Origin of the sequence: Pseudomonas sivasensis (assembly GCF_013778505.1) — a bacterium.
Lineage (GTDB): Bacteria > Pseudomonadota > Gammaproteobacteria > Pseudomonadales > Pseudomonadaceae > Aquipseudomonas > Aquipseudomonas sivasensis.
On record NZ_JAAOWU010000017.1, the window covers coordinates 1 to 24,513 of the forward strand.

Annotated in this window: 12 protein-coding genes; 8 read left to right on the forward strand and 4 right to left on the reverse strand. The window is 63.3% G+C overall.

Going from position 1 to position 24,513, the window contains the following annotated elements:
• From G9Q84_RS23100 to G9Q84_RS23120, 5 genes are all read left to right on the forward strand, one after another.
• Nucleotides 1-208 (forward strand): hypothetical protein (locus G9Q84_RS23100; protein ID WP_181644158.1); only part of this gene is annotated, 208 nt, incomplete at its 5' end.
• 139 nt (nucleotides 209-347) lie between these two features.
• A complete protein-coding gene (gene gspE / locus G9Q84_RS23105) occupies nucleotides 348-1,766 on the forward strand; it encodes a type II secretion system ATPase GspE (protein WP_032885400.1) in 1,419 nt (472 codons plus the stop codon).
• The gene (gspF, locus tag G9Q84_RS23110; RefSeq protein WP_181644159.1) at nucleotides 1,766-2,977 is read left to right on the forward strand and encodes a type II secretion system inner membrane protein GspF; all 1,212 of its coding nucleotides are present in this window, start codon (nucleotides 1,766-1,768) and stop codon (nucleotides 2,975-2,977) included. Before gspE ends, gspF begins: the two co-directional genes overlap by 1 nt.
• A 523-nt stretch (nucleotides 2,978-3,500) precedes the next feature.
• A complete protein-coding gene (locus tag G9Q84_RS23115; protein ID WP_181644160.1) occupies nucleotides 3,501-4,682 on the forward strand; it encodes a substrate-binding domain-containing protein in 1,182 nt (393 codons plus the stop codon).
• A gap of 184 nt (nucleotides 4,683-4,866) precedes the next feature.
• A complete protein-coding gene (locus G9Q84_RS23120; protein WP_181644161.1) occupies nucleotides 4,867-17,382 on the forward strand; it encodes a filamentous hemagglutinin family protein in 12,516 nt (4,171 codons plus the stop codon).
• A 718-nt stretch (nucleotides 17,383-18,100) separates the two neighbouring features.
• Here the strand turns inward: G9Q84_RS23120 and G9Q84_RS23125 are convergent.
• Entirely contained in the window at nucleotides 18,101-18,889 is a 789-nt protein-coding gene (locus G9Q84_RS23125; protein WP_095184469.1) for an AraC family transcriptional regulator, read from the reverse strand.
• 85 nt (nucleotides 18,890-18,974) lie between these two features.
• On the opposite strand from G9Q84_RS23125, the gene G9Q84_RS23130 reads away from it, so the two are divergent.
• The 3 genes from G9Q84_RS23130 (at nucleotide 18,975) to G9Q84_RS23140 (ending at nucleotide 21,721) form a co-directional block, all read left to right on the forward strand.
• Complete coding sequence (locus G9Q84_RS23130; RefSeq protein WP_099602696.1) at nucleotides 18,975-19,973, forward strand: bile acid:sodium symporter family protein; 999 nt, start codon at nucleotides 18,975-18,977, stop codon at nucleotides 19,971-19,973.
• A 77-nt stretch (nucleotides 19,974-20,050) separates the two neighbouring features.
• A complete protein-coding gene (locus G9Q84_RS23135) occupies nucleotides 20,051-20,413 on the forward strand; it encodes a type 1 fimbrial protein (RefSeq protein ID WP_095184471.1) in 363 nt (120 codons plus the stop codon).
• A 123-nt stretch (nucleotides 20,414-20,536) separates the two neighbouring features.
• Nucleotides 20,537-21,721 (forward strand): sugar transporter, encoded by a 1,185-nt coding sequence (locus G9Q84_RS23140; protein WP_032889558.1) that lies wholly within the window; start codon nucleotides 20,537-20,539, stop codon nucleotides 21,719-21,721.
• Nucleotides 21,722-21,760: 39 nt separating this feature from the next.
• Here G9Q84_RS23140 and tal read toward each other — a convergent pair whose 3' ends face one another.
• Genes tal through G9Q84_RS23155 form a run of 3 tightly spaced genes read right to left on the reverse strand, consistent with a single transcriptional unit; the run spans nucleotide 21,761 to nucleotide 24,508 of the window.
• Nucleotides 21,761-22,684, reverse strand: coding sequence for a transaldolase (tal, locus tag G9Q84_RS23145; RefSeq protein ID WP_032889556.1), 924 nt, complete (start codon nucleotides 22,682-22,684; stop codon nucleotides 21,761-21,763).
• Between the two features lie 24 nt (nucleotides 22,685-22,708).
• Entirely contained in the window at nucleotides 22,709-23,662 is a 954-nt protein-coding gene (locus G9Q84_RS23150; protein ID WP_181644162.1) for a sugar-binding transcriptional regulator, read from the reverse strand.
• A 45-nt stretch (nucleotides 23,663-23,707) separates the two neighbouring features.
• A complete protein-coding gene (locus G9Q84_RS23155) occupies nucleotides 23,708-24,508 on the reverse strand; it encodes an SDR family oxidoreductase (protein WP_122681258.1) in 801 nt (266 codons plus the stop codon).
• Nucleotides 24,509-24,513: the final 5 nt, after the last annotated feature.

The following is a 24,513-nucleotide window of genomic DNA, read 5'->3' on the forward strand; positions in this document are numbered from 1 at the left end:
GGCCAAATCCCAACGCATCCTCCTGCGCCCCGGCGAGGACGGCATGTTGCTGACCGTCTGCCCCTCAACCCCCGGCTGGTCGATCAGCGAAGTGCAGCGCCAGTTCGGCCAGTCGCGGATTGAGCAGGTGGAGAAGGCGATTCCGGGCGGGCAGCAGCCGGGACCGAGGGCGGTGATTCGGGCTGTACCTGTAGGTGCACGGCCATGAATCCAAATGAAGATTTGAATGTGGGAGGGGGCTTGCCCCCGATGAGGGTGTTTCAGCCACAGATGTACACACTGACCCACCGCTATCGGGGGCAAGCCCCCTCCCACATTTGGACCGTGCTCGGTCAGGAAGATACCTTGTGAGCCTTCTCCCTTACGCCTGGGCCAAATCCCAACGCATCCTCCTGCGCCCCGGCGAGGACGGCATGTTGCTGACCGTCTGCCCCTCAACCCCCGGCTGGTCGATCAGCGAAGTGCAGCGCCAGTTCGGCCAGTCGCGGATTGAGCAGATACGCGATGACGAACTCGACGGTCTCCTGGCCAGTGCCTACGCCGACACCGGCAGTGCCGCGGCCGTGGTGGGTGCGGCGGAAAACGAGGTCGACCTCGACCGCTTGATGCAGGACATGCCCGAGATCACTGACCTGCTCGACACCCAGGACGGTGCGCCGGTGATCCGCATGATCAACGCCTTGCTCACCCAGGCAGCGCGGGACGAGGCCAGTGATATTCATATCGAGCCCTACGAAACCCATTCCGTGGTGCGCTACCGCGTCGACGGCACGCTGCGCGACGTGGTGTCGCCACGCAAGGCGCTGCATGGCGCGTTGGTGTCGCGGATCAAGATCATGGCTCAACTCGACATCGCCGAAAAACGCCTGCCCCAGGATGGGCGCATTGCGTTGCGTGTGGCCGGGCGGCCGATTGATATTCGAGTGTCGACGGTGCCCACCGGGCATGGCGAGCGGGTGGTGATGCGTTTGCTCGACAAGCAGGCCGGGCGTTTGCAGTTGGAGACTCTGGGCATGGAGCCGCAGTTGCTCGCGCGCCTCGATACCTTGATCCGCCAGCCCCACGGCATTGTGCTGGTCACCGGGCCCACCGGCAGTGGCAAGACCACCAGCCTGTACGCGGCGTTGGCGCGGTTGGACGCGAGCACCAGCAATATCCTCACCGTGGAAGACCCGGTGGAATACGACTTGCCGGGCATCAGCCAGATCCAGGTCAACGCCAAGATCGACATGACCTTCGGCCTGGCGCTGCGGGCCATTCTGCGTCAGGACCCGGACATCATCATGATTGGTGAAATCCGCGACTTGGAGACCGCGCAGATCGCCGTGCAGGCCTCGCTCACCGGTCACTTGGTACTCGCCACGTTGCACACCAACGATGCGGTGTCGGCGGTGAACCGCTTGATCGACATGGGCGTCGAGCCGTTCCTGTTGGCGTCGTCATTGCTGGGTGTGTTGGCCCAGCGGTTGGTGCGCCGCCTGTGCCCCCATTGCAAGCAGGAAGATCCTGCCGCGCCGGGCACCTGGCGTCCGGTGGGGTGCTCGCACTGCAACCAGGTCGGTTACAGCGGGCGTACCGGTATCCATGAATTGTTCTGTGTCGACGACGATGTACGCAGCCTGATTCATCAGGGCGCCGGCGAGCAGGATTTGCGCCTGGCCGCGCGGCGGGCCGGGATGTTCAGCATGCGTGAAGACGGTGAGCGCTGGGTGCGCAGCGGCGCCACGGCCCCCGAAGAAATCCTGCGCGTGACACGGGACGCCTGATGAATCGCTATCGCTATGAAGCCGCGGATGCCAGCGGCAAAGTCGAGGTCGGGCATGTGGAGGCCGACAGCCAGAGCGCAGCGTTTGCCCACTTGCGCGGGCGGGGTTTGACGGCCTTGTTGGTGCAGATCGAAGGCGGCCAGCCAGCGGCGGCGGGCAGTAGCCTGTTCACGCCCAAGCTCTCGGACAACGACTTGGCCTGGGCCACGCGGCAACTGGCGAGCCTGCTCGGCGCCAGCCTGCCGTTGGAGGCGGCGCTGAGTGCCACGGTGGAGCAGGCCGAGAAAAAGCACATCGCCCAGACGTTGGCGGCCGTGCGTGGGGATGTGCGCGGCGGCATGCGCCTGGCGGATGCGTTGGCGGCGCGGCCACGGGACTTTCCGTCGATCTACCGTGCGTTGATTGCGGCGGGGGAGGAGTCCGGTGACTTGGCCCAGGTGATGGAGCGCCTGGCGGACTACATCGAGGAACGCAACAACCTGCGCGGCAAGATTCTCACCGCGTTTATCTACCCCGGTGTGGTGGGGCTGGTGTCCATCGGCATTGTGATTTTTTTGCTCAGTTACGTGGTGCCCCAGGTGGTCAGTGCGTTTTCCCAGGCGCGTCAGGACCTGCCAGGGCTGACGCTGGCGATGCTCAACGCCAGCGACTTTATCCGCGCGTGGGGCTGGCTGTGTTTCGCCGGGATTGTCGGCGGTTTCTGGAGTTGGCGTTTGTACCTGCGCAACCCGGTGGCGCGCTTGAATTGGCACAGTCGTGTGCTACGCCTGCCGCTGATAGGGCGCTTTGTGCTGGGTCTGAACACGGCGCGGTTTGCCTCGACCCTGGCGATCCTCGGCGGTGCTGGCGTGCCGCTGTTGCGGGCGCTGGAGGCGGCTCGCCAGACCTTGTCCAACGAGCGCCTGAGCCAGTGCGTCAACGACGCCACTGCCAAGGTACGCGAAGGGGTCAACCTGGCGCCGGCGCTGGCGGTGGAGAAAGTCTTTCCGCCGGTATTGATCCACCTGATCGCCAGCGGCGAAAAAACCGGCTCGCTGCCGCCGATGCTTGAACGTGCAGCGCAGACGCTGTCGCGGGATAGCGAACGCCGGGCCATGGGCATGACCGCGCTGCTGGAGCCGCTGATGATCGTGGTGATGGGGGCGGTGGTGCTGGTGATTGTGATGGCGGTGCTGTTGCCGATCATCGAGATCAACCAACTCGTTACCTGATCAAACGGCGTGAGCGGGCTTACTGGGGTGAGCGGGCTTGCCCCGCGCTGGGTGGTGAAGCCACCCCAAAACCTGACACGGCACCCTCTCTGAGACACCGCGTTTTGTCGGGGGGCAGATCCATTGCGTGGAAATCCAGTTCTATTGGGGGGCGAGCGTCCTCCACCACTCAACGCGTTTTTCAGTTGTTTTTTTGGTATCCCGATGTCCGGGTCCCAACCTCGGGTTCCTCATTCCGTCATCTGCCAACGGTTCCTGACGCCTCCACGGCAGGGCCTCTGAAACCTCGCTGTCACCTGGGCTGAAATCGCTCAGAATCATGACCAAAACACCCGAGAATCTTTTTAAAAATCAAGTGTTTCCTCCCGAGGTTTTTTCCTACATCTGTCATCGGAAACTGCGACTTTCTCTTCCATGGTTTTCACCCCCGGCCACCCCTTTATCACGGCTTGGGACCGAAGCCATGGCGTCATGCAAGAGCCATCTACCCCAAACGTACAAACACGACGAAAGGAGATTCTTCATGTTTAAGCGCAACGTTCTCGCGGTATCCATGACCCTCGCTGCACTGTGCTCGGCCCAGGCTGCAATGGCTGACATCAACGGCGGCGGCGCAACCTTGCCACAGCCGCTGTACCAAACCTCCGGCGTCCTCACCACTGGCTTCGCCGCCTACGTCGGCGTGGGCAGCGGCAACGGCAAGGCGGCTTTCCTGAACAACGATTACACCAAGTTCGTGGCGGGCGTGACTAACAAGAACGTGCACTGGGCAGGCAGCGATTCCAAGCTGACGGCTGCTGAGCTGCTGGCTTACCAAACCAACAAACAAGCGACTTGGGGCAAGTTGATCCAGGCGCCTTCGGTGGCCACTTCGGTCGCCATTCCATTCAACAAGGCTGGCGCCAACGCGGTTGATCTGAGCGTCAACCAACTGTGCGGCGTGTTTTCGGGCCGCTTGACCGACTGGAGCCAGATCACTGGTTCGGGTCGCACTGGCGCGATCAAAGTGATCTACCGCAGCGAGTCCAGCGGTACCACCGAACTGTTCACGCGCTTCCTCAACGCCAAGTGCGCTGAGACGCAACCGTTCGCCGTGACCACCACCTTTTCGTCCAGCTACGGTGCAGGCTTGCCTGCTGGCGCAGTGGCCGCTACCGGCAGCCAAGGCGTAATGACCGCGTTGAACGCTCAAGATGGCGCGATCACCTACATGAGCCCGGATTACGCGGCGACCACCTTGGCCGGTCTGGATGACGCCACCAAAGTGGCCAAGATTGGCGGTGTTTCGCCAGCGCCTGCCAACGTTTCCACCGCCATTGGCCAGATCCCTGCGCCAACCGAAGCCCGTGCCGATGGTTCGTTCATCGACGCCACTAACCCGGACAACTGGGTACCGGTATTCGCTGCCACCGCCAGCGGCCCGGCGACGTTCGCCTACCCATCCAGCGGCTACCCGATCCTGGGCTTCACTAACGTGATCTTCAGCCAGTGCTACGCCGACGCCACCCAGACCACCCAGGTCCGTGCGTTCTTCAACCGCCACTACGGCAACCTGATCAACAACGACACCGCCATCAACAACAACCGCTTCGTGCCGCTGCCAGCCAACTGGAAAAAAGCCGTGCGTGACACCTTTGCCACCGCTTCCAGCGCTCAAGGCATCGGTAACACCAGCGTCTGCAACGCCATCGGTCGTCCGCTGTAACCCAGGCTTTCAACGACCCGCAACCCTGATCAGCAACGGCCTGTGCCGTTGCTGATTTTTTTTGCGTTAGCAGCCCTTTATGAACTTTGCATGACAGAAGTTCAGTCCCGCCCCTCGCCAACCGCCTAACCCTCATACGTGAGCCTGTCTTGCTCCTGGCGATTACAAAGAAGGAAGATTCCCGATGGTCCGCTGCAAACCCACGCTCAAGCTGAATGCCCAGGGCTCGCACGCCCAGACTGTGTTGCGCCTCAAGCCTCTGGCTCAGGTCATTGCCTTGTTGGTGGTGGCGGGCAATGCCCATGCGGCGACGGCGTTCAGCCCAGCGTGGTTCGCGGCCAAGGGGGCGACCCAGGCGACGACGGCGGCGCGGATCAATGCGGGGCAGATGCCGTCGGTGCCGACGCTGAACCAGCAGGCGCGGGTCAACCAGCAGTTGGCGCGGTCCATCAGCACGCTCAACACCACGGTCGCGGCGATTGCGGCGCAGCAGGCGGCGCAGGCGGCCGGTCGGCAGGCGGCGTTCGGTCAGGTCTCGACGATTCCCGATGGCCTCGGCAAGGGCGGCTTGCAGGTGGACAACAGCCTGACCCAGGGCTGGACCAATGCCAAGGCGCCGACCCAGACCCAGGCGGGCGGCAAGACCACGGTGAGCATTGAGCAGACCGCCGACAAGGCGATCCTCAATTGGGAGACGTTCAACGTCGGGCGCAACACCACGGTGGATTTCCAGCAGCAGTCCACCTGGGCGGTGCTCAACCGCGTCAATGACCCTGAAGCACGCCCCAGCGAAATCCAGGGCAAGATTCAGGGCGCGGGCACGGTGATGATCATGAACCGTAACGGCGTGGTCTTCAGCGGCACCAGCCAGGTCAATGTGCGCAACCTGGTGGCGGCTGCCGCGACGATCACCGATGACCAGTTCATCCAGCGCGGCCTTTATGTCGACACCAATGGCACTCAACCGACGTTCACCGACGCGGCGGGCAAGGTCGAGGTGCAGCGCGGTGCGTTGATCCAGACCCACAACGCCGCCACCTCCACCGACGCGGGCGGCTATGCCTTGCTGCTCGGCACCGAAGTGGAAAACGCCGGCACGATCATCACCGCCAAGGGCCAGACCACCCTGGCGGCCGGTGACAGCTTTTATATTCGCAAAGGGGTGGGCACGGCGGGCAACGAGCGTTCCACCACCCGTGGCAATGAAGTCGCCGCCAGCCTCAATCCTGGCAGCAGCGCAGGCAAGGTGATCAACAACGGCCTGATCATGGCCTCCACCGGCGACGTCACCCTGACCGGGCACCAGGTTCAGCAAAACGGCGTGGTCCTGGCCAGCACTTCGGTGGACACCCGCGGCTCCATTCACTTGCTCAACTCGGCCAGCGACACCAGCGGCAGCGTCACCTTGGGGGAGGGCAGCACCACTGCAATCCTGTTGGACGCCAGTGGCAGCACCGCCCTCAACAGCCAGAAAGACAACGGCCTGATCAAGCTCGACGGCACGCCGGCTAACCTGATCACGGGGCAGTTCAACCACCTCAGCGCCGTGGCCGACCGCACTGACCAGTCGCGTATCGAGATCGTCAGCGGTGGCACCGTGGACTTCCAGAAAGGCTCGATCACCCTCGCCACCGGCGGCCAGGTGGCGGTCAGCGCCGGTCAACGCAGCCTGGTGCGCGATGGGGCGATGATCGACGTGTCGGGCGCCGTGGGCGTCAAGGTGTCGATGGAAGCCAACAACATCAAGATCAACGTACAGGGCAACGAGCAGCGGGATGCGCCGATCAACCGCGACAATGGGCAACTGATCAATAACGACGTGTGGGTCGACTTACGCGACCTGGTGTTTGTCCCGGCCGGCACCAACGGCTACGCCACCGATCGCTGGTACACCGCCGGTGGTCTGCTGGAAGTCGGCGGTTACCTCGGCACCCAGGGCCATTCGGTGGGCGAATGGATGGCCCAGGGCGGCACCGTGACCTTTACCGGCAAAGATGTCGTGACTCAGCAAGGCGCGCAGATCAACTTGTCGGGCGGCACCGTGGATGTGCAAGGGGGCTATATCCGGCAAACCTGGCTCAAGGGCCCGGATCGACGGTTGTACGAGTTGTCCAAAGCACCCGGCGACATTCTCTATTCCGGCATTTACAAGGGCTATGAAGACACCAGTGTTCGCTGGGGCCAGACCGAGTACTACTACAACCCGATGATTGCTCCGCAGGGCCGTAACGAGGCCGGTTATACCGTGGGCCGTGACGCCGGCAAGCTGGTGGTCAGCACCGCCAGCGCAGTGCTGGAAGGCCAGATGATCAGCGCGGTGTTCCAGGGTGATCGCCAGACCCAGGCGCCGAACATCAACCTGGACGGTTACCAGCAATCCCAAAAAGCCATGGCCCAGCTCGCGCAGTTGATCATTGGCCAGTACACGCCGATCTACAACAAGACCACCGGCACCTTGCGCTACGCCTTAGGGGCGAACGCCGACGAGGTGTCGATCGAAGGCAGCCTGGAAAAAATCGCCGATGGCCTGGACCTCGCCACCGCGTTGCCCCAGGACCGCCAGGGCAAAATCCTGCTCGACAGCGAGCAGCTCAGTGGCAACCCGTTGGGCGCGATCAAGGTCGCGGCCAGGCAGCAGGTGACCGTCAATGGCGCGCTCAGCGTGGCCGACGGCGGCGACATCACCCTGTTCGGACCGAGGGTTGATATCAACGCCAACCTGACAGCCCTGGGTGGCAGCATCAATGCGGGCAACATCCTCAGCCAGGTCAACCCGCTGAAAGCGGGCGAGGTCGAAGACACGACCCTGGCCGGTGGTTCGAGTGTGAGTGTCGCGGCCGGCGTCAAGCTCGACGCCCGTGGCCGCTGGAACAACCTACTGCTCGACCCGACCAACAGCACCGGCGTGGCGTATGTCAACGGCGGCAAGGTCTCGTTGCGCAGTTCGAACAACGTCAACCTGGCGGCCGGCAGTGTGGTGGATGTGTCCTCCGGTGCGACCCTCGGCGTCGACGGCAAGCTCACCGGCGGCAAGGGCGGCAGTGTGACCCTGGGCGCCCTCGGCGCCTTGGCGTTGGAGGGCGAGGTGCGTGGCTTTGGCGTGAGTGGCGGCGGCACCCTGGCCTTGCAGGCACGCAAGGTGCAGATCGGCAACAGCGCGGCTGCGGTGGACAGCGACACCCTGAAACTGGCTGGCGACTTCTTCAATAAGGGTTTTTCGGCCTACGACATCACCGGCAACGAAGGGCTGATCGTCACCGACGGTACGCAAGTGGATGTGAGCCTGCCGACCTATCGTTTGGGCGCCCAAGCGTCCACCACGCCAACGGGCAGCGATCCCGCCACGGCCTTGGAGCAATGGACGCCGCCGCTGTACCAGGAGGACGCGACCAAGGGCGTGCTGACCCAACGCCGTGGTGCCGGTTTGAGCCTCACCGCCGGTACGGTCTACGCCACGGCTGCGCAACTGGCGAGCACAGCCCTGACGGTGGGCCACGGCGCGGTGATCAACGTCGATCCCGGCCAGGCCATCAAGCTGCGCAGCATCGGCCAATTGACCCTGGACGGAACGCTCAATGCCTGGGGCGGCAGTGTCAGCCTGGGCGGTGTGACCACCGGCGCCTCGGAGGCGGTGAACGCCATCGGCCATGACCGCTCGATCTGGATTGGCGAACAGGCGTTGATCGACGTGGCGGCGCGGGCGGCCACGGCGGTGGACTACCGTGGCCGCACTTACGGCGTGGTGCGCGACGGCGGCACTATCAACATTGGCGGCTCGCTTGACCTGAACACCGGCCTTGCCACGGCCAGCGACATGTTCGTGGTCGTGCGCGACGGTGCGCGCCTGGACGCGTCCGGCACCCAGGCCTTGCTGAATATTGCAGGGCAGGGCGCGGTGCAGGTCGCCAGTAACGGCGGCAGCATCAGCCTGGCCTCCAACAATGGCCTGTACCTGGATGGCAGCCTGGTCGCCAAGGCCGGTGGCGCCGGCGCGGCGGGCGGTAGCCTCAACCTGGCGCTGGAGAGCCCGTATTACCAGAAAGCCGGGGTCACCGATCGGGTGCTCAAGGTCCGTGACCTGGTGTTGAGCCAGGTGCACCAACCGACCGCGCTGGGCGACAGCCTGGAGTACGGGCATGGCCGCCTGGGTGTGGATCAAGTCACTGCCGGCGGCTTCGATAACCTCGCGCTGTTGAGCAATGGCTTATTGAGCTTTGACGGTGATGTGAGCCTGGACATGGGCCAGAGCCTGCGTCTTTACAGCCGTGGTTATGGCCTCAGTGAAAACGCGGCAGGCAACTCACGTGTCAACCTGACGGCGCCGCACCTGTTGCTGGCGGGCTACCTTGCGCCTCCTGAGACGGGCAAGGATTTATACGTGCGTCCGGTGCCGGTGTTGCCGGCGCCATCCCAGCGTGCAACCGAGGCGCAGTTCAATGCCGACGGCGACCTGGTGGAAGTGCGCGGTAATGTGATCTTCGGCAATCGCAGCAGCCTGTACGGCGCCGACAATAGCCTGGCGAGCCTTGAGCGCCGTGGCTTCGATCAGGTCAACCTGACCAGCCAGGGCGATTTGCGCTTTCTGGTGGGCGCCTCCGCGAACGACATCATCACCGGTGTCAGTACCCAGTTACTGACTCAGGGCGACATGACCCTGCGGGCGGCGCAGGTGTACCCGAGCACGGAAGTCAGTGCCCGTGTCATCGCCGGTTACCTGGGCGAGTCATCAGCTGTGCAGGGCCTGACGTTTGACCCTTTACGCACGTTGACCATTGGCCGCGTCGGCAGCACGGACGCGCCACTGCCGTATTCGGCGTTCGGACGCCTGCAACTGGGCGCTGCCACCGTCAAGCAAGGCGGTGTGGTGCGCGCGCCATTGGGCCTGATCGATATCGGCAGCATGGGTAGCAGCCTGGTGCAATTGCTGCCGGGCAGCGTCACCTCGGTGAGCGGCAAGGGCCTGGTGTTGCCCTATGGCGGCACGCTGGACGGGCAGGTTTACAAGTACAACGGCAAGACGGTGACATTCCTCGGCCAAGGCGGGCTGGCCAATACCAACAGCGACTTGAGCGTGGGCGTCATTCTGGGCGGCCAGTCGGTTGCGGTGCAGCCGGATGCCATCCTGGACCTGTCGGGCGGTGGCGAGTTACTCGGCGCCGGGTTTGTTTCCGGGCGCGGCGGTTCCACGGATGCGCGTTACAACCCGCTGGTGCAATTTGGTGCCAACGGCGGGTTTGTGTTGCCGGGGCTGTCCACCAACCCGATCTACGCCATCGTGCCGGGCGTGCAACCCGGCGTAGCGCCGGTGGCTGCGGAGGGCGGTGCCGTGGCGCCGCTGGTTGGCCAGCAGGTCACCATCGGCGCGGGTGTGCCAGGGTTGCCGGCAGGCACCTATACCTTGATGCCGTCGACGTATGCCTTGATGCCCGGCGCCTATCGCGTGGAGATCAATGGCCTGGCCGGAGTCGGCAGCGACGCCGCGACCACCTTGATGCGCAATGGCTCGTGGGCCACGGCCGGGCAGTTGTCGATTGCCCACACCGGGATCCGCAACAGCACTGCCAGCCAGTTGATCCTGACTTCGGCGGACACCCTGCGCCGTTATTCCCAATACAACGAAACCAGTTACGCCCAATTCGCCAAAGCCGATGCGGCCAGGTTAGGCGTACCGCGCCCCATGCTGGAAGCCGACGCCAAGACCCTGAAACTGGCACTGCGCGCCGGCCAGGGGGGCGACGCATTCTCCTTCGAGGGTATCGGACGTTTTGATGCCGCGACGGGAGGCTATGGCGGTACGGTAGCGGTACTGGACCCTGGCAAGCTCGGCATTGAAGTGATCGCGGCTGACGCTTCGGCTACCGCCGGTTTTTCCGGCATTACGCTTAAAGCCGACACCCTCAATGCCATCGGTGCTTCACGGCTGATGGTGGGGGGCATGACCATGGTGGAGTATGGCCAGTCGGGCAACTTCATAAGCCTGGCATCGGGTGTGAACGCCGCCGATAGCAACGTGACTTTACGTGCGGGCGCCACCCTTGCCGCGCCCGAAGTGTTCCTGGTGAGCAACACCGGCGCCATCGTGGTAGAGCAGGGCGCTTCGATCAACACCCTGGGGCGCGGTGCCGCCAGCTACGATGCCCGCGACGGTTTTATCTACCAGGTTGCCAATATGCTGGCGGTGTCCAACGGTTTGCTGAACGTGGTGAGTGCCCCTCAGGTCGGCGGTGTGACCAGCGGTGGTATCAACATCGGCGCATGCAGCACGAGCGTCTGCACCGGCCAGACCGGGTTGTATTCCGATGGCAGCATCGTGACCCTGACCGACAGCACCTTCCAACTGGGCGACCAAGTGCGCTATGGCACTCGTCACCTCAACCTGGGCGTGAGCACCATCAACCTGGGCAGCGTCGAAGCCCTCGCCGCGGCGGCTGCCGCAAACCACTTGCCAGCCGGCCTGACCCTGAACCAGGCGCTGCTCGACCGCCTGCTGCGCGGCGACACGCAATTAGGCGCACCGGCCCTGGAGACCCTGCAGTTGTCGGCGCGTGACGGTTTTAACTTCTACGGCAGCGCCAGCCTCGACACCTATGACCCGCTGACCGGCAAGTCGCTGCTGAGCAACCTGATGCTGTCCACCCCGTCCATCTATGGCGCCGGTGGTGCCAGCGATGTCGCGACCATTCACACCGCTAACCTGATTTGGCTGGGTGCTACTAACGCTCCCGGCGCGGTGGTGGCAGGCGGCGCAGGCACTGGCAGTGGGCGCCTGGATATCAATGCCGAGCGCATCGAGTTTGGCTATGGCGAATTTGGCCAGCCCAGCACTGTAAAAAGCTTCGACCGCCTGGCCCTGGGCTTTGCCAACGTTGCTCTCAACGCCAGCGAGCGCATCACCGCCAACCACAAGGGCAGTCTGTCGGTGTACCAGCGCCAGGGTGCCTATGACCCGGTCAGCGGCTTCCAGTACAGCGGCGGCAACTTGACCATTCGCACCCCGCTGATGACCGGTGAGGCCGGTTCGGTGAACACGATCAAAGCCGGCGGTGCGATCGATATCGGCGCCTCGGCAGGCCCCCGTGGCAACGCCAGCGGCCAGGGTGCCGCACTGTCCCTGCAAGGCGACAGCATCCGCGTGGCCAGTGCGGTGGTGTTGCCCAGCGGTAAAGTCAGCCTCAGTGCCCGTGGCGATGTGGTGTTGACCGACGACGCGCTGATTGACGTGGCCGGTCGTGGGATCACCTTCAACGATGTGACCCAATACGGGTGGGGCGGCGATGTGCTGCTCGACAGCCGCAGCGGCAATATCCTGCAGGCGGCTGGCTCGACCATCGACCTGTCCGCCAAGCACAACCAAGCCGGCAAGTTGCGTGCGGTGGCCACGGATGCGGCGGGTGGAATCGTCGATCTGCAGGGCAAGATCCTCGGCAGCAGCAGTGGTTACTACAACGCCGGTGGCACCTCTATGCCGCAACCAGCCGGAACCGTGGAGATCCAGGCGCAGCGCCTGGGCAGCAGCGGCTCCCTGGACCAGCAGTTTGCCGACCTCAACCAACGCCTGAACCAGGGCGAAGTGTTCGGTGCGCGCAGCTTTCAGCTCAAGCAGGGCGACCTGACCATCGGCAACGGGCTCAAGGCCGGCACCGTCAGCGTGTCCGTGGACAACGGCAGCCTGCGCGTGACCGGCCTGGTGGACGCCAGCGGTGAGCGCGTCGGCAGTATCAACCTGGCCGGCAGGAACGGCCTCACCCTGGACAGCACAGCCGTTCTCGACGCTCACGGCAGCAAGCTGCGCGTTGACAGCTACGGCAAGATCATCGACTCGCCGAACCGCGCCACAGTGGTGCTGGGCTCCGGCAGCGGCCAACTGACCCTCGCCGACGGCGTACGCATCGACCTGCGCCACGGTACCGGCGCGGCTGCTGGTAATGACGGACGCAATCGCGGCACCCTGGAACTGAATGCACCACGGTTGGCAGGCAATGACGTGGCGATCGACGCCAGTGGACGCTTGACCATTCAGGGCGCGCGCTCGATCACCCTCAACGGCATGGCGACCTACGACGATGCACCCGAAAAAAGCGATCCGACTGCCAGTCGCAGGCCGTATCAGGAAATCACTCAAGGTTATCTGGATGCGAAACACGCCTTGAGCGAGGCCTTCATCAATGCCGCCCTGCTCAATACGAACTTGCTGGATAACAAGCTCGCCGGCTTGAATAACGCGACCTACGCCGACGCCTTCCACCTGCGCCCCGGTGTGGAAATCGTCAGCAAGACCCCGGACGGCGACCTGGTGGTCCAGGGCGACCTGGACTTGTCCGGTTATCGCTATGCCAGCCTCAATCCCAACAGCCAGAAGAACAATGCCGTCTACGGCTCCGGCGAGTCCGGCAGCCTGACGCTGCGCGCCGGTGGGGACTTGAACATCTACGGCAGCATCAACGATGGCTTCGCCAAACCGCCGGTGTCCGAGGATGACAAAGGCTGGGTGCTGCTGCCCGGTGTGGACTTCAGCGGCGGCACCATCGTGGTGCCGGGCAACGGTGTGACCCTGGCAGACGGTACGGCCTTCCCGGCGGGCAGCACGCTCAACTACGACCTGCCGATCAAAGGCCTGACGGTCGCCGCCGGCACCCGTTTGCCAGTGGCCGCGACATTGGGCCAGGACCTGGTTCTGCCGGCGGGCAGCGTATTGGCGGCGGACGTGCGTGATGCCGGGGGCAACCTGTTGTTCGCCGCCGGTACGTTGCTCGCCGAGGCGCACACCCTGGTGGCGGGCACGCAATTGGGCGCTGGGACACTGTTGACCCAAGGCACCCGTCTGCAAGACATGATCTGGCCCAAAGGTGTACCGCTGCCGACGGTGCACGGGGCGAACCTGGCCAATAACATCGTGCAACTGAGTGGCAGCAAAGCCCTGCCGAAGGGCGCGCTGATCCCCGCCGGCACCGATGTGAAGTTGCCCAACGGGGCTGCCTCGGTGCAGTTGCGGGTTGGGGTGTCTGGCGACGCCGGTCAGGTGTGGGCCATCTCGCCGATGCTGGCCGAAGGCACCCAATCGTGGTCGTTGCGCCTGGTGGCGGGTGCCGACACCGAGGCCGCGGACAGCCGTCTGCTGCAAGCCCATCCGCGCAGCGGCGATATTCACCTGGCCGACAATCACTACGGCATGTATGCCAAGGAATTGCCGAGCAAAGGCGTTCAGACCTGGACGGCCGAAGCGGTGGCGGTGCTGACCGAGGCTGGGTTGGACATCAAAGAGGGCGACCCCATCGACCAGCAATTGCTCGATGACTTGAGCCTGGGGTCGATCGAGGACTTCTGCGCCGGCGCGCCGGAGTATTGCGCGATCAAAGTGACCTACGTGTGGACGCAGCAAGCGGCTGACGATCTGTTGAACCAGTCCGGTGTGATCATCCCCGTGGGCGCGGTGATCACCAATGAGTTTCTCGCCAGCCTGGAGCTGCCTACGGTGGATGAAGTCTGCGCCCTGGCTCCCGAATATTGCGCGGCCCAGAGCACGACCGAATACGGGGCGACGCCTTCGAGTACACGCTTCAGTGTGATCCGCACCGGCCGCGGCGACCTGGAGTTGTTGAGTGCGGGCAACCTGAGCATGGATTCGCTGTACGGCGTGTACACCGCCGGTACTTCATCGACCGGCACGTTTGCGGGTGACCCGTACAACCAGCCTAACGCTCAACCGTCCGGCGCTGTGCTCAACGATCCGGGAAGCTACTTTGAGCAATTCGTCAACGGCTCACCCACCAGCCGCTACCGGGCCTGGTACCCGGAGGCTGGGGGCAATCTGACCCTGAATGTCGGCGGTGACCTGACCGGTAATATCACCAGCACTGCGACCAGCAATGCGCGTCCCAACCCCAAGGACGCCGGAGTGGACTCGGCCGCAGTCGGCAACTGGCTGTGGCGCCAGGGCAGTGGTGACGTGGCCACGGGCGGGCAAGCTCAACCCACCGCCTGGTGGATCAATTTCGGCAGTTACACCGCGACCACGGCGGCGGACAAAATGCTTGGCTTCACCGGTTTCGGCACCTTGGGTGGCGGCAATCTGGACGTGAACGTGGTCGGTGATGCCGGGGTCTTGGATACCTTGGGCTATGGCTTCAACAACACCACTGTAAACCCCCACAGTCAGGGCCTGGCCCTGGCGGTCGGCAGCACGGGCCGGATCGCCAGCGATGGCAGCCAGCAGTTGACCGGCGGCGGCGATTTGCGCGTGCGCATCGGTGGGGCGCTGAACCCGGCCAGCGTGGCCGCGACTGCGGACCATCGTGATGGTGTGCTGGTCAACCTGCGCGGCGATGTGCAACTGCGCAGCACCAGCGTGGGCAGCGTCGACATGCTCTACGGCAGCATTTCCCCCACCCAGAGCCCGGGCGAAACCCGCGCGTTCGACCCATTGGTCGCGACCCGTGGCGTTGCCCGTGGTGGCATGACCCTGGTGCCCGGTGATGCCACGTTCAACCTGCAGACCCTGGGCGACTTGGTGGTGCAAAACGTCGAAGACCCGGGCCGGGTACAGCTTTCGCACGTATCACCCTTTGCCCAAGGCGCGAAAGTCGGCAGCGGTTCAAGCTGGTTTACGTTGTGGACTAAAGACACCGCGATTGATCTGTTTTCACTGGGCGGCAACCTCACACCCTTCACCCGCTCCGAAGCGACGGCCGACCTGGCGGTGGTCTACCCGTCCATCCTTAACGCTACCGCAGCGGGCGGCAGCCTGTATTACGGTAAAGCCGCGCAGACGCAGACCAACGGTGACAGCGCCTACAGTTATCCCTTGCTGTTGGCGCCTGGGGAAAACGGCCAGTTGCAGTTCCTCGCCCAAGACTCGATCTACGCCGGCGGCATGCCGGTTAGCCAGTCCGGCACGGCGAACAGTGCGATGGCGACGCCGTGGAATCCTGCGTACCAAGGCCGGGTGGGCAACGCCGTGGTCGCCAGCAACCTGTCGGTCACGGGTAACGCGGGCAACCTCTCATTGTTCGCATTCGGGTCTGGCACCACAGCCGCTTCATCTGCGGGCAGTGCTGAACCGGCGCGGTTTTATGCGATGGACGGCGACCTTGTCGGGGTGAGCAGTGGTCGGATAATCACGTTCCAGAAGACACCCGGGTCAGTGCATGAAGGTGAGACCTGGTATGAAGGGAATGGCGCGGTCCGCATGATGGCTGGGCGGGATATCGTCAGCAGTGGTCGTACTTTTGGCACTGATGGTTTTACCGTCGCGTCGCCAAGCGACAATCTGTTCATTCATAAAAACACGCAGGACATCTCCATCGTGTCTGCCGGGCGCGACATTCTCTACAGCAATTTCCAGGTAGCCGGCCCCGGCCTGCTGGAAGTCTCGGCCGGGCGCAATATCCTGCTGACAGGCACGGGCGGCGAGCACAGCGTGACCAGCCTCGGCGCGGTGTTGACGGGCGACAACCGCCCTGGCGCGAGCATCGTCATGCAGGCCGGTGTCGGCGCCACCGGACCGGATTACCAACGGTTCGTCGAGAGCTACCTGAACCCGCTCAACCAGGCACAAACGGGCGAGTCCTTGCAGGGCGGCAAAGTGGCCAAGACCTATGAGGACGAACTGGCCACCTGGCTGGCCGAGCGCTTCGGGTTTGCCGGCGACAGCGAGCAGGCCCGCGCTTACTACGCTGCATTACCCGCTGAGCAACAACGGGTGTTTGCCCGTGATGTGTATTTTGCCGAACTCAAGGCCGCTGGCCGCGAGTACAACCAGGACGGCGGCGTCCGCGAGGGCAGCTACCTGCGTGGCCGTGCGGCGATCGCGGCGTTGTTCCCGACCAGGGACGTGGCCGGCAACCCGATCACTTACCAGGGCGACATCACACTGTTCAACGGCTCGGGCGTGCACACCAATGCCGGTGGGTCGATCCAGATGCTCACCCCCGGCGGCGGCCAGACCTTCGGCATCGAAGGCGCGGCGCCACCGTCCACGGCGGGTGTGATCACCCAGGGTGCCGGTGACATTCAGCTGTATTCCATGGGCAGCATCCTCTTGGGGCAGAGCCGCATCATGACCACCTTTGGCGGCTCGATCATGGGGTGGACCGCCGAGGGCGACATCAACGCCGGTCGCGGCTCCAAGACCACCGTGGTGTACACACCGCCCAAGCGTGTTTATGACAACTGGGGCAACGTGGGCCTGTCGCCGTCGGTGCCAAGTACGGGGGCGGGGATTGCCACGCTGAACCCGATCCCGGAAGTACCGGCGGGAGACATCGACCTGATCGCGCCGTTGGGCACCATCGACGCGGGCGAGGCGGGGATTCGGGTGTCGGGTAACGTCAACATCGCGGCTTTGCGGGTGGTGAACGCGGCGAATATCCAGTCCCAGGGCAAATCGTCCGGGGTGCCTGTAACGGCCTCTGTTAATACCGGCGCCATGAGCTCGGCCAGCGCGGCCGGGGCAGCGGCCTCCCAGGCGGCGGAAGATGCGGCGCGCAGTCAGCAGGCGGCGGCCAAGCAGGGCAGGGCTTCGATCGTGACGGTGGAAGTGCTCGGGTTTGGGACTGAGCCGGTGCAGCGTGGGGTTGAAGAGGGGCAGAAGACGTCGGGGTATAACCCCAACAGCCCGGTGCAGGTGCTGGGCGCGGGGCCGCTGAGTGAACAGGCGCGGGCGCGGTTGACGGACGAGGAGAGGAAGCAGATTTCGTTGTAGTTGGGTTGGTAGGGCCTCTCGTTGGACTTTTGGGGTGATCTTTGATTGCCCCGTTTTTTTTTGCTGGTGTACATATCCGTTATTTGGGTAACGGCGGCTTAGGGTTCCGCTCTTACAGCGGGTCACTTTTGTAAAGGCCGGAATGCCGGCCCAGACAAAAGTAACCAAAAGGCCTTCGCCCCACCACTCGGTGCCTCGCCTAGGCTCGGCATGCCCGTAATCCGACATTGATTTGGGGGGCCGCCGCCACGCGCCATCCATGGCGCAGGGCGGCTAAACCGGCATCCCTGCCGGTTTACCCCCCAAATCAACGTCGAATTCCGGCCATCGTGGTTGACGGGGCGATTTCAGATCAAAAGCAAGAGCGCGGCGGCCTTAGAGCCGACCGGGTTCTCAGCTCCAACTCCGTCCAAATGTGGGAGGGGGCTTGCTCCCGATGAGGGTGTGTCAGTTGATGCAGTTGTGACTGACCCACTGCTATCGGGAGCAAGCCCCCTCCCACAGTTTGATCTCCATAGATCAGACAGATAGGTCCTAGCCTGCTGTCCTGCTTTTGCTCTGCTTTTGCTCTGCTTTTGCTCTGCTTTTGCTCTGCTTTTGCTCTGCTTTTGATCTGGCTTTTACATCCTTTTCACTGACGAAGTCAGCGGTCTGTTGATCTGCGCTTTTGATTGTGTGAATCGCCCCCGCCCACATTCGACCTTCAGTACCTGAGGCCTCACCGAAAGAACTCCCCCGGCGTCGCATCAAACTGCTGGCGAAACGCATTGATAAACGCCGACGTCGACTCATACCCACACCCCAGCGCCACATCCGTCACGCGCTCGCCTTGCTCCAGGGCGGGCAGGGCGCTCAGCAGGCGTAGGCGCTGGCGCCAGGCGCGGAAGGTCAGGCCGGTATCCCTCAAAAACAAGCGGCTGAGCGTCTTTTCGCTAAGCCCCAGTTTTTCGCTCCATTGCCCCAGTGTGGTCTGTTGCTCCGGGCGCAGGTTCAAGCTGCGGTAGATCTGTCGTAAACGTGGGTCGAGGGGCAGTGGCAGCATCAAATCCACTTGGGGCGCGGCGGCGAGTTGGTCGAGTACCACTTGGGCCAGGCGCCCCTCGGGACCGTCCTCGGCATATTCCACCGGCAGCTCGCTGAAGCTGCGGATCAATTCGCGCAACAGGCTGCTCACCTCCAGCACGTGGCAACACTCCGAGGCCCAGGCGGTCACGCTGCAATCGAGGTACAGGCTGCGCATTTCGGTGTGGGGCGAGCTGAACACGCGGTGCGGCATGCCCGCCGGGATCCACACCGCCCGCTGCGGCGGCGCGACAAAGCGGCCGGCGCTGGTCTGGATCTCCAGCACGCCTGAAATCGCGTAAGACAATTGCACCCACGGGTGACTGTGGCGCCGGGTCAACGCGCGATTGGGCAAGGATTCGGTGCGCCCGTACACCGGCCGTGGCAGGCTGGACAGCCCGGGGATGCTGCGGCGCACCGTTTTGTCATGTCCTTTAGGCGGCATTTACTGGCTCATTGGCGTTAGTCGGTAACAAGCCGTTACGTTAGAGTCGCGGTGACGCTCTTGGCAACCCCTGGAAGATCCGCTTATGACACGCCCTCGTTTTCTGCCCGACAACTTCACTCTGACCCTGATCGCCACGGTGATCCTCGCTTCCTTGCTGCCCGCCAGCGGCCAGACCGCCGTAGCCTTCGGTTGGGTCACCAACCTGGCCATCGCGCTGCTGTTCTTCCTGCATGGCGCCAAGCTGTCGCGCCAGGCCATCGTTGCCGGGGCTGGCCACTGGCGCCTGCACTTGCTGGTGTTCAGCCTGACCTTCGTGCTGTTCCCCTTGTTGGGCCTGGCGCTCAAGCCGGTGCTGTCGCCGCTGATCGGCAAAGACCTGTACATGGGCATGCTTTACCTCTGCGCCTTGCCGGCCACCGTGCAATCGGCGATTGCGTTCACTTCGCTGGCGCGGGGCAATATACCGGCGGCGATTTGCAGCGCGGCGGCGTCGAGCCTGTTCGGTATCTTCCTTACGCCGCTGCTGGTGACGTTATTGCTCAACGTGCACGGCGAAGGCAGCTCCACGGTCGATGCCATCCTGAAAATCAGCGTGCAACTGCTGCTGCCTTTTATCGCCGGGCAAATCGCGCGGCGCTGGATCGGCGAGTGGGTGGGCCGCAATAAGGCCTGGCTCAAATTCGTCGACCAAGGCTCGATCCTGCTGGTGGTCTACGGCGCATTCAGCGAAGCGGTCAACGAAGGCATCTGGCATCAGATCCCACTGTGGGAACTGGGCGGTCTGGTGGTGGCCTGCTGCGTGTTGCTGGCCTTGGTGCTGGTGGCGTCGAGCGTGCTGGGCAAGGCGTTTGGCTTCAATCAGGAAGACCGGATCACCATTTTGTTCTGCGGTTCGAAGAAGAGCCTGGCCACCGGCGTACCCATGGCACAAGTGCTGTTTGCCGGGGCGAGCATGGGGGTGTTGATTTTGCCGTTGATGCTGTTTCACCAGATCCAGTTGATGGTCTGCGCGGCGTTAGCGCAGCGGTATGCCAAGCGTCCTGAAAGCGTTCCGGAGTTGATGGCGCAGGTAGATCCTTGATTCAAACCGACGAATAACCTCAAGTTACTGCTCAGCCCGGCGACTTACTGCTTACTGGCCCAAGAAGGAGTGTCGGCATGAGCAGTAAAGGTATTTCGGTAATCGCAGGCCTCCTCGGCCTATGGGCAAGTACATGCGGCGCGGCGCAGTCCGTGGGGCAGGGCACCATCGCGTTCAGTGGCAGCATCGTCGAGCCAGGGTGTGCGACAAATGCGCGCAGTGGGCTGGTGACGGAAGGCAAGGGCTGTGTCGCTTCCGGTCGTGCCAATCGCTTCGACGTGCGCAGTTTGATGCCGGTGGCGGGTGTCGCCGTTCCCCGGCTATCGCCTGTTGCAGACAGCGGCCTTGGGCGTGATCACGATCAGCGGTATGTGCTGGTAGACAGCGCCGGCCAGCCGATTGTGTCGGGCAAGTACGTCGTCACTGTGACCACACCGTGACAAAACTGAGGGTGTCTTGAGGGGTATCGGCGTCAACAGCCAGCCGAGAAACCTATAGAATGCCAAGCGGCGGCGCTTGTCCTGGGTGGCCGTTTGATCATCGCCAGAGTACCTCGCCTTTCAATGAGCATTTCAGCCGCAACCCCCCAAGCCAACTGGCAACCGGTCATCGCCCTTGCGCTGGCCGCGTTTGTGTTCAATACCACCGAATTCGTACCGGTCGGCCTGCTGAGCGCCATTGGTGCCAGCTTCGACATGCCCGTGTCCAGCGTCGGCCTGATGCTCACCATCTACGCCTGGATCGTGTCCCTGACCTCACTGCCGGTGATGCTGCTGACCCGTAACGTCGAGCGGCGCAAATTGCTGATCGTGCTGTTCGGCATGTTTATCCTCAGCCATATCCTTTCCAGCGTGGCCAACAGTTTTGGCTTGTTGATGGTCAGCCGGATCGGCATTGCCTTGTCCCATGCGTTGTTCTGGTCGATCACAGCGTCCCTCGCGGTGCGCCTGGCGCCGGAGGGCAAACAGGTACAAGCCCTCGGGTTGCTGGCCACCGGTACGTCATTGGCGATGGTGTTGGGGATTCCTCTGGGGCGTCTGCTCGGCGAGGCCATGGGCTGGCGCACTACCTTCCTGGTGATCGGCGCTTTCGCCGCCGCTCTCGTGTTCTGGCTGGCGCGCACGTTGCCACCGTTGCCGAGCCAGAACTCCGGTTCCCTGCGCAGCCTGCCGCTGCTGTTCAAGCGCCCGGCGCTGGTGGCGCTTTACGTGCTCACTGCGCTCACGGTGACCGCGCAGTTCACCGCCTACAGCTACATCGAACCCTTCGTCGAAGGCGTGGCCGGGATGGATGGCAGCGCCGTGACCCTGATCCTGCTGGTCTTCGGCGGCGCGGGCATCATCGGCTCGTTGCTGTTCAGCCTGGTGCACCGCTTCAACCCGCACCTGTTTGTGGTCGGCGCGGTGTTTATCCTGGCCGCGTGCCTCACGCTGATGCTGCCCTTGAGCGGCGCCGAGTCGTACCTGGTGATCCTGAGCATTTTCTGGGGCATGGCGATCATGGGCTTCGGCCTGGCCATGCAATCCAAAGTGCTGGTACTGGCGCCGGACGCCACTGACGTAGCCATGGCGATGTTCTCCGGCATCTACAACATCGGCATTGGCGGCGGCGCCCTGATGGGCAGTTGGGTCGGCAGTCACTTCGGTTTCGCCTGGATTGGCGTGGCGGGGGGGATGCTGGCGGCGGTGGCGTTGATCGGGTATTGCCTGGCGATTCGCAGGTTCGGCACGGGTGTGGCACAAAGCTGATGCAGGAGCGAGCCAGCTCGCTCCTGCAGGTTGACGGCGTTACAGCCCAGCCAACAGCGCCTCCAACTTCTCCTGATCCCGCGCAAACTGGCGAATGCCTTCGGCCAGTTTTTCGGTGGCCATTGCATCTTCATTCGACGCCCAGCGGAACTGCGCTTCGGTCAACGGTTGGCGCGCTTCACCGGCCGCCCCAGGTTGCAGCTTGCGTTCCAGCGGCCCGTTGTCTTCAGCCAGTTTTTGCAGCAAGTCCGGGCTGATGGTCAGGCGATCACAGCCGGCCAGTTGTTCGATCTGGCTGAGGGTACGGAAGCTGGCGCCCATCACCACGGTCGGGATGGCGTTGGCTTTGTAGTAGTTGTAGATGCGCGTCACCGACTGCACGCCTGGGTCTTCAGCCCCGGTGTAGTCCAGGCCTGTGCTCTTGCGGTACCAGTCGTAGATGCGGCCCACGAACGGCGAGATCAGGAACACGCCAGCGTCGGCGCAGGCCTGAGCCTGGGCGAAGGAGAACAGCAGGGTGAGGTTGGTCTGGATGCCGGATTTTTCCAGGCGTTCGGCGGTGCGGATGCCTTCCCAGGTGGAGGCCAGTTTAATCAGCACGCGGTCGCGGCCGACGCCGGCCTGGTCGTACAGGGCGATCAATTGGTTGGCCTTGGCCCACAGCGCGTCTTCATCGAAGGACAGACGCGCGTCGACTTCAGTGGAGATGCGCCCCGGAATCACCTTGAGAATGCCGCAGCCCACTGACACCGCGAAGCGGTCACACGCCAGGCCTACATCGCCTTTGGATGACGACACCGCATTGCGCAGCAATTCGGCGTATTCCGGGATCGCAGCGGCTTTGAGCAGCAGTGACGGGTTAGTGGTGGCGTCGACAGGGCGCAGGCGGCTGATGGCTTCCAGGTCGCCGGTGTCGCAGACCACGGTGGTGAATTGCTTGAGTTGTTCGAGCTTGGACGTCATGAGCGGCTGTCTCCAAAAAATAGGTTATTGGTTGAGGGCCTGTGCGGTATCCAGGTCGGTGATCAGGATGTCCAGGTAGCCGCCCTTGAGCGCGCCGCGTATCGCCTGGACCTTGTTCAGCCCGCCGGCCAGGCCGAGCACGCGGTGGATTGAGCGCAGCTTGGGCAGTGCCACCGACACCACGAATTCTTCATCTTCTTCCAATACCGGCTTGCCCTGGGCATCGAAGTAGCGCAGGCAGATATCGCCCACCGCACCGCGCTCGGCCAGCAGGCGCAGCATGTCCTCGGTGTAGTAGTTGCCGCTGTTGCGCAGCAATTGCGAGGGCTCCAGGTCGCCGATGCCGACGATCGCCAGGGTGATGCTGTCAAAGCGTTGCAGCACTTCCTTGACCTCTTCCATCTGCACGATGCGCTGCTTGCTCTGCACCGATTGCTCAATGCTTTGGGACGGCAGCAAATACGCCGGGCAGTTGAGCAGGGTGGCCAGGCGTTGGGTCAGCAAGGTGGCTTCGAACGCGCCTTTGTTGCCGACGCCACCGAGCAGTTGCACCACTTCCTCGGCGCCTTGCTTGCCCGACTGCGCATGCAGGTGGCCGACCATGGCGCGAATGGTGCTGCTCCACGATGAAATGCCGATATGGTCCTGGGGCGACAGGCTGGTTTCCAGGTAGTGCGCAGCGGCCGAGCCGATGGCTTGCTTGATGCTTTCGTCATTTCCGGCCTCGGTGGCTTCCACCACGATCACCCGGCGCACGCCGTAGCGACGTTGCAATTGGGTTTCCAGTTCCAGGTGCAGGCCTTGCAGGCGCATCACGCTGATCTTCACTACGCCTTCCTGCAGCGCCCGGCGCAGGGCGCGGCTGATAAAGGACTGGGACAGGTCCAGTTGCGTGGAGATTTCGGACTGCTTGAGCCCTTCTTCGTAATAGAGGCTCGCGATCTTGGTGATCAGGCGCTGTTCTTCGATCTGGCTCATGAAAGCCTCAGTTATTGACACAATGGCCGTGAGGATACCAAACCCTTACGACATGATCAGGCCGCCGTCGATATTGATCGCCTGGCCGGTCAGGTACGCCGCGTCGTCGGAGGCCAGGAAGGCTACCAGACCCGCCACATCCGAGGGTTTGCCGGCACGGCGCAGGGGGATGTTCTTGACCCACTCGGCCATCAATTCACCCTTGCCGTAGCGTTTTTCGTCGGTGCTGAGGATCTCGCCCCACACGCGGTCGTTGTAGTCCCACATCTCGCTTTCGATGATGCCGGGGCAGAATGCGTTGACGGTGATGTTATGCGGCGCCAGCTCCAGGGACAGGCTTTGGGTGATGCCGATCACGCCCATTTTGCTGGCTGCGTAGTGCGGTGTGTAGATAAAACCCTGGCGACCTTGCCCGGACGAGGTGTTGATCAACCGCCCGCTGCCTTGCTTGACCATGTACTTGGCCGCTTCCCTGCACCCCAGCCACACGCCAGTGGTGTTGACCTGTAGCACCTTATCGAAATCAGCGCGGGGCATTTTGTCGTAGTGGTCGATGGTGATGATGCCGGCGTTCTGCACCGACACGTCGATGCTGCCGAAGCGGGCGTGGCCTTCGCGGTAGAGCTTCTCGATATCGCTTTCGTTGGTGACGTCGATGCCGAGGGCGAGGGCGCTCACGCCGTATTCCTGCGCCAGTTGGTCGGCGGTGAACGTCACGCGCTCCAGGTCGTTGGAGGCCAGCACCAGGTTGGCGCCTTCCTGAGCGAAGCGCTCGGCTATGCCGGCACCAATGCCACGGCAGGCGCCGGTGATCACGATGGTTTTACCGCTGAAACGTTGCGACATCACAA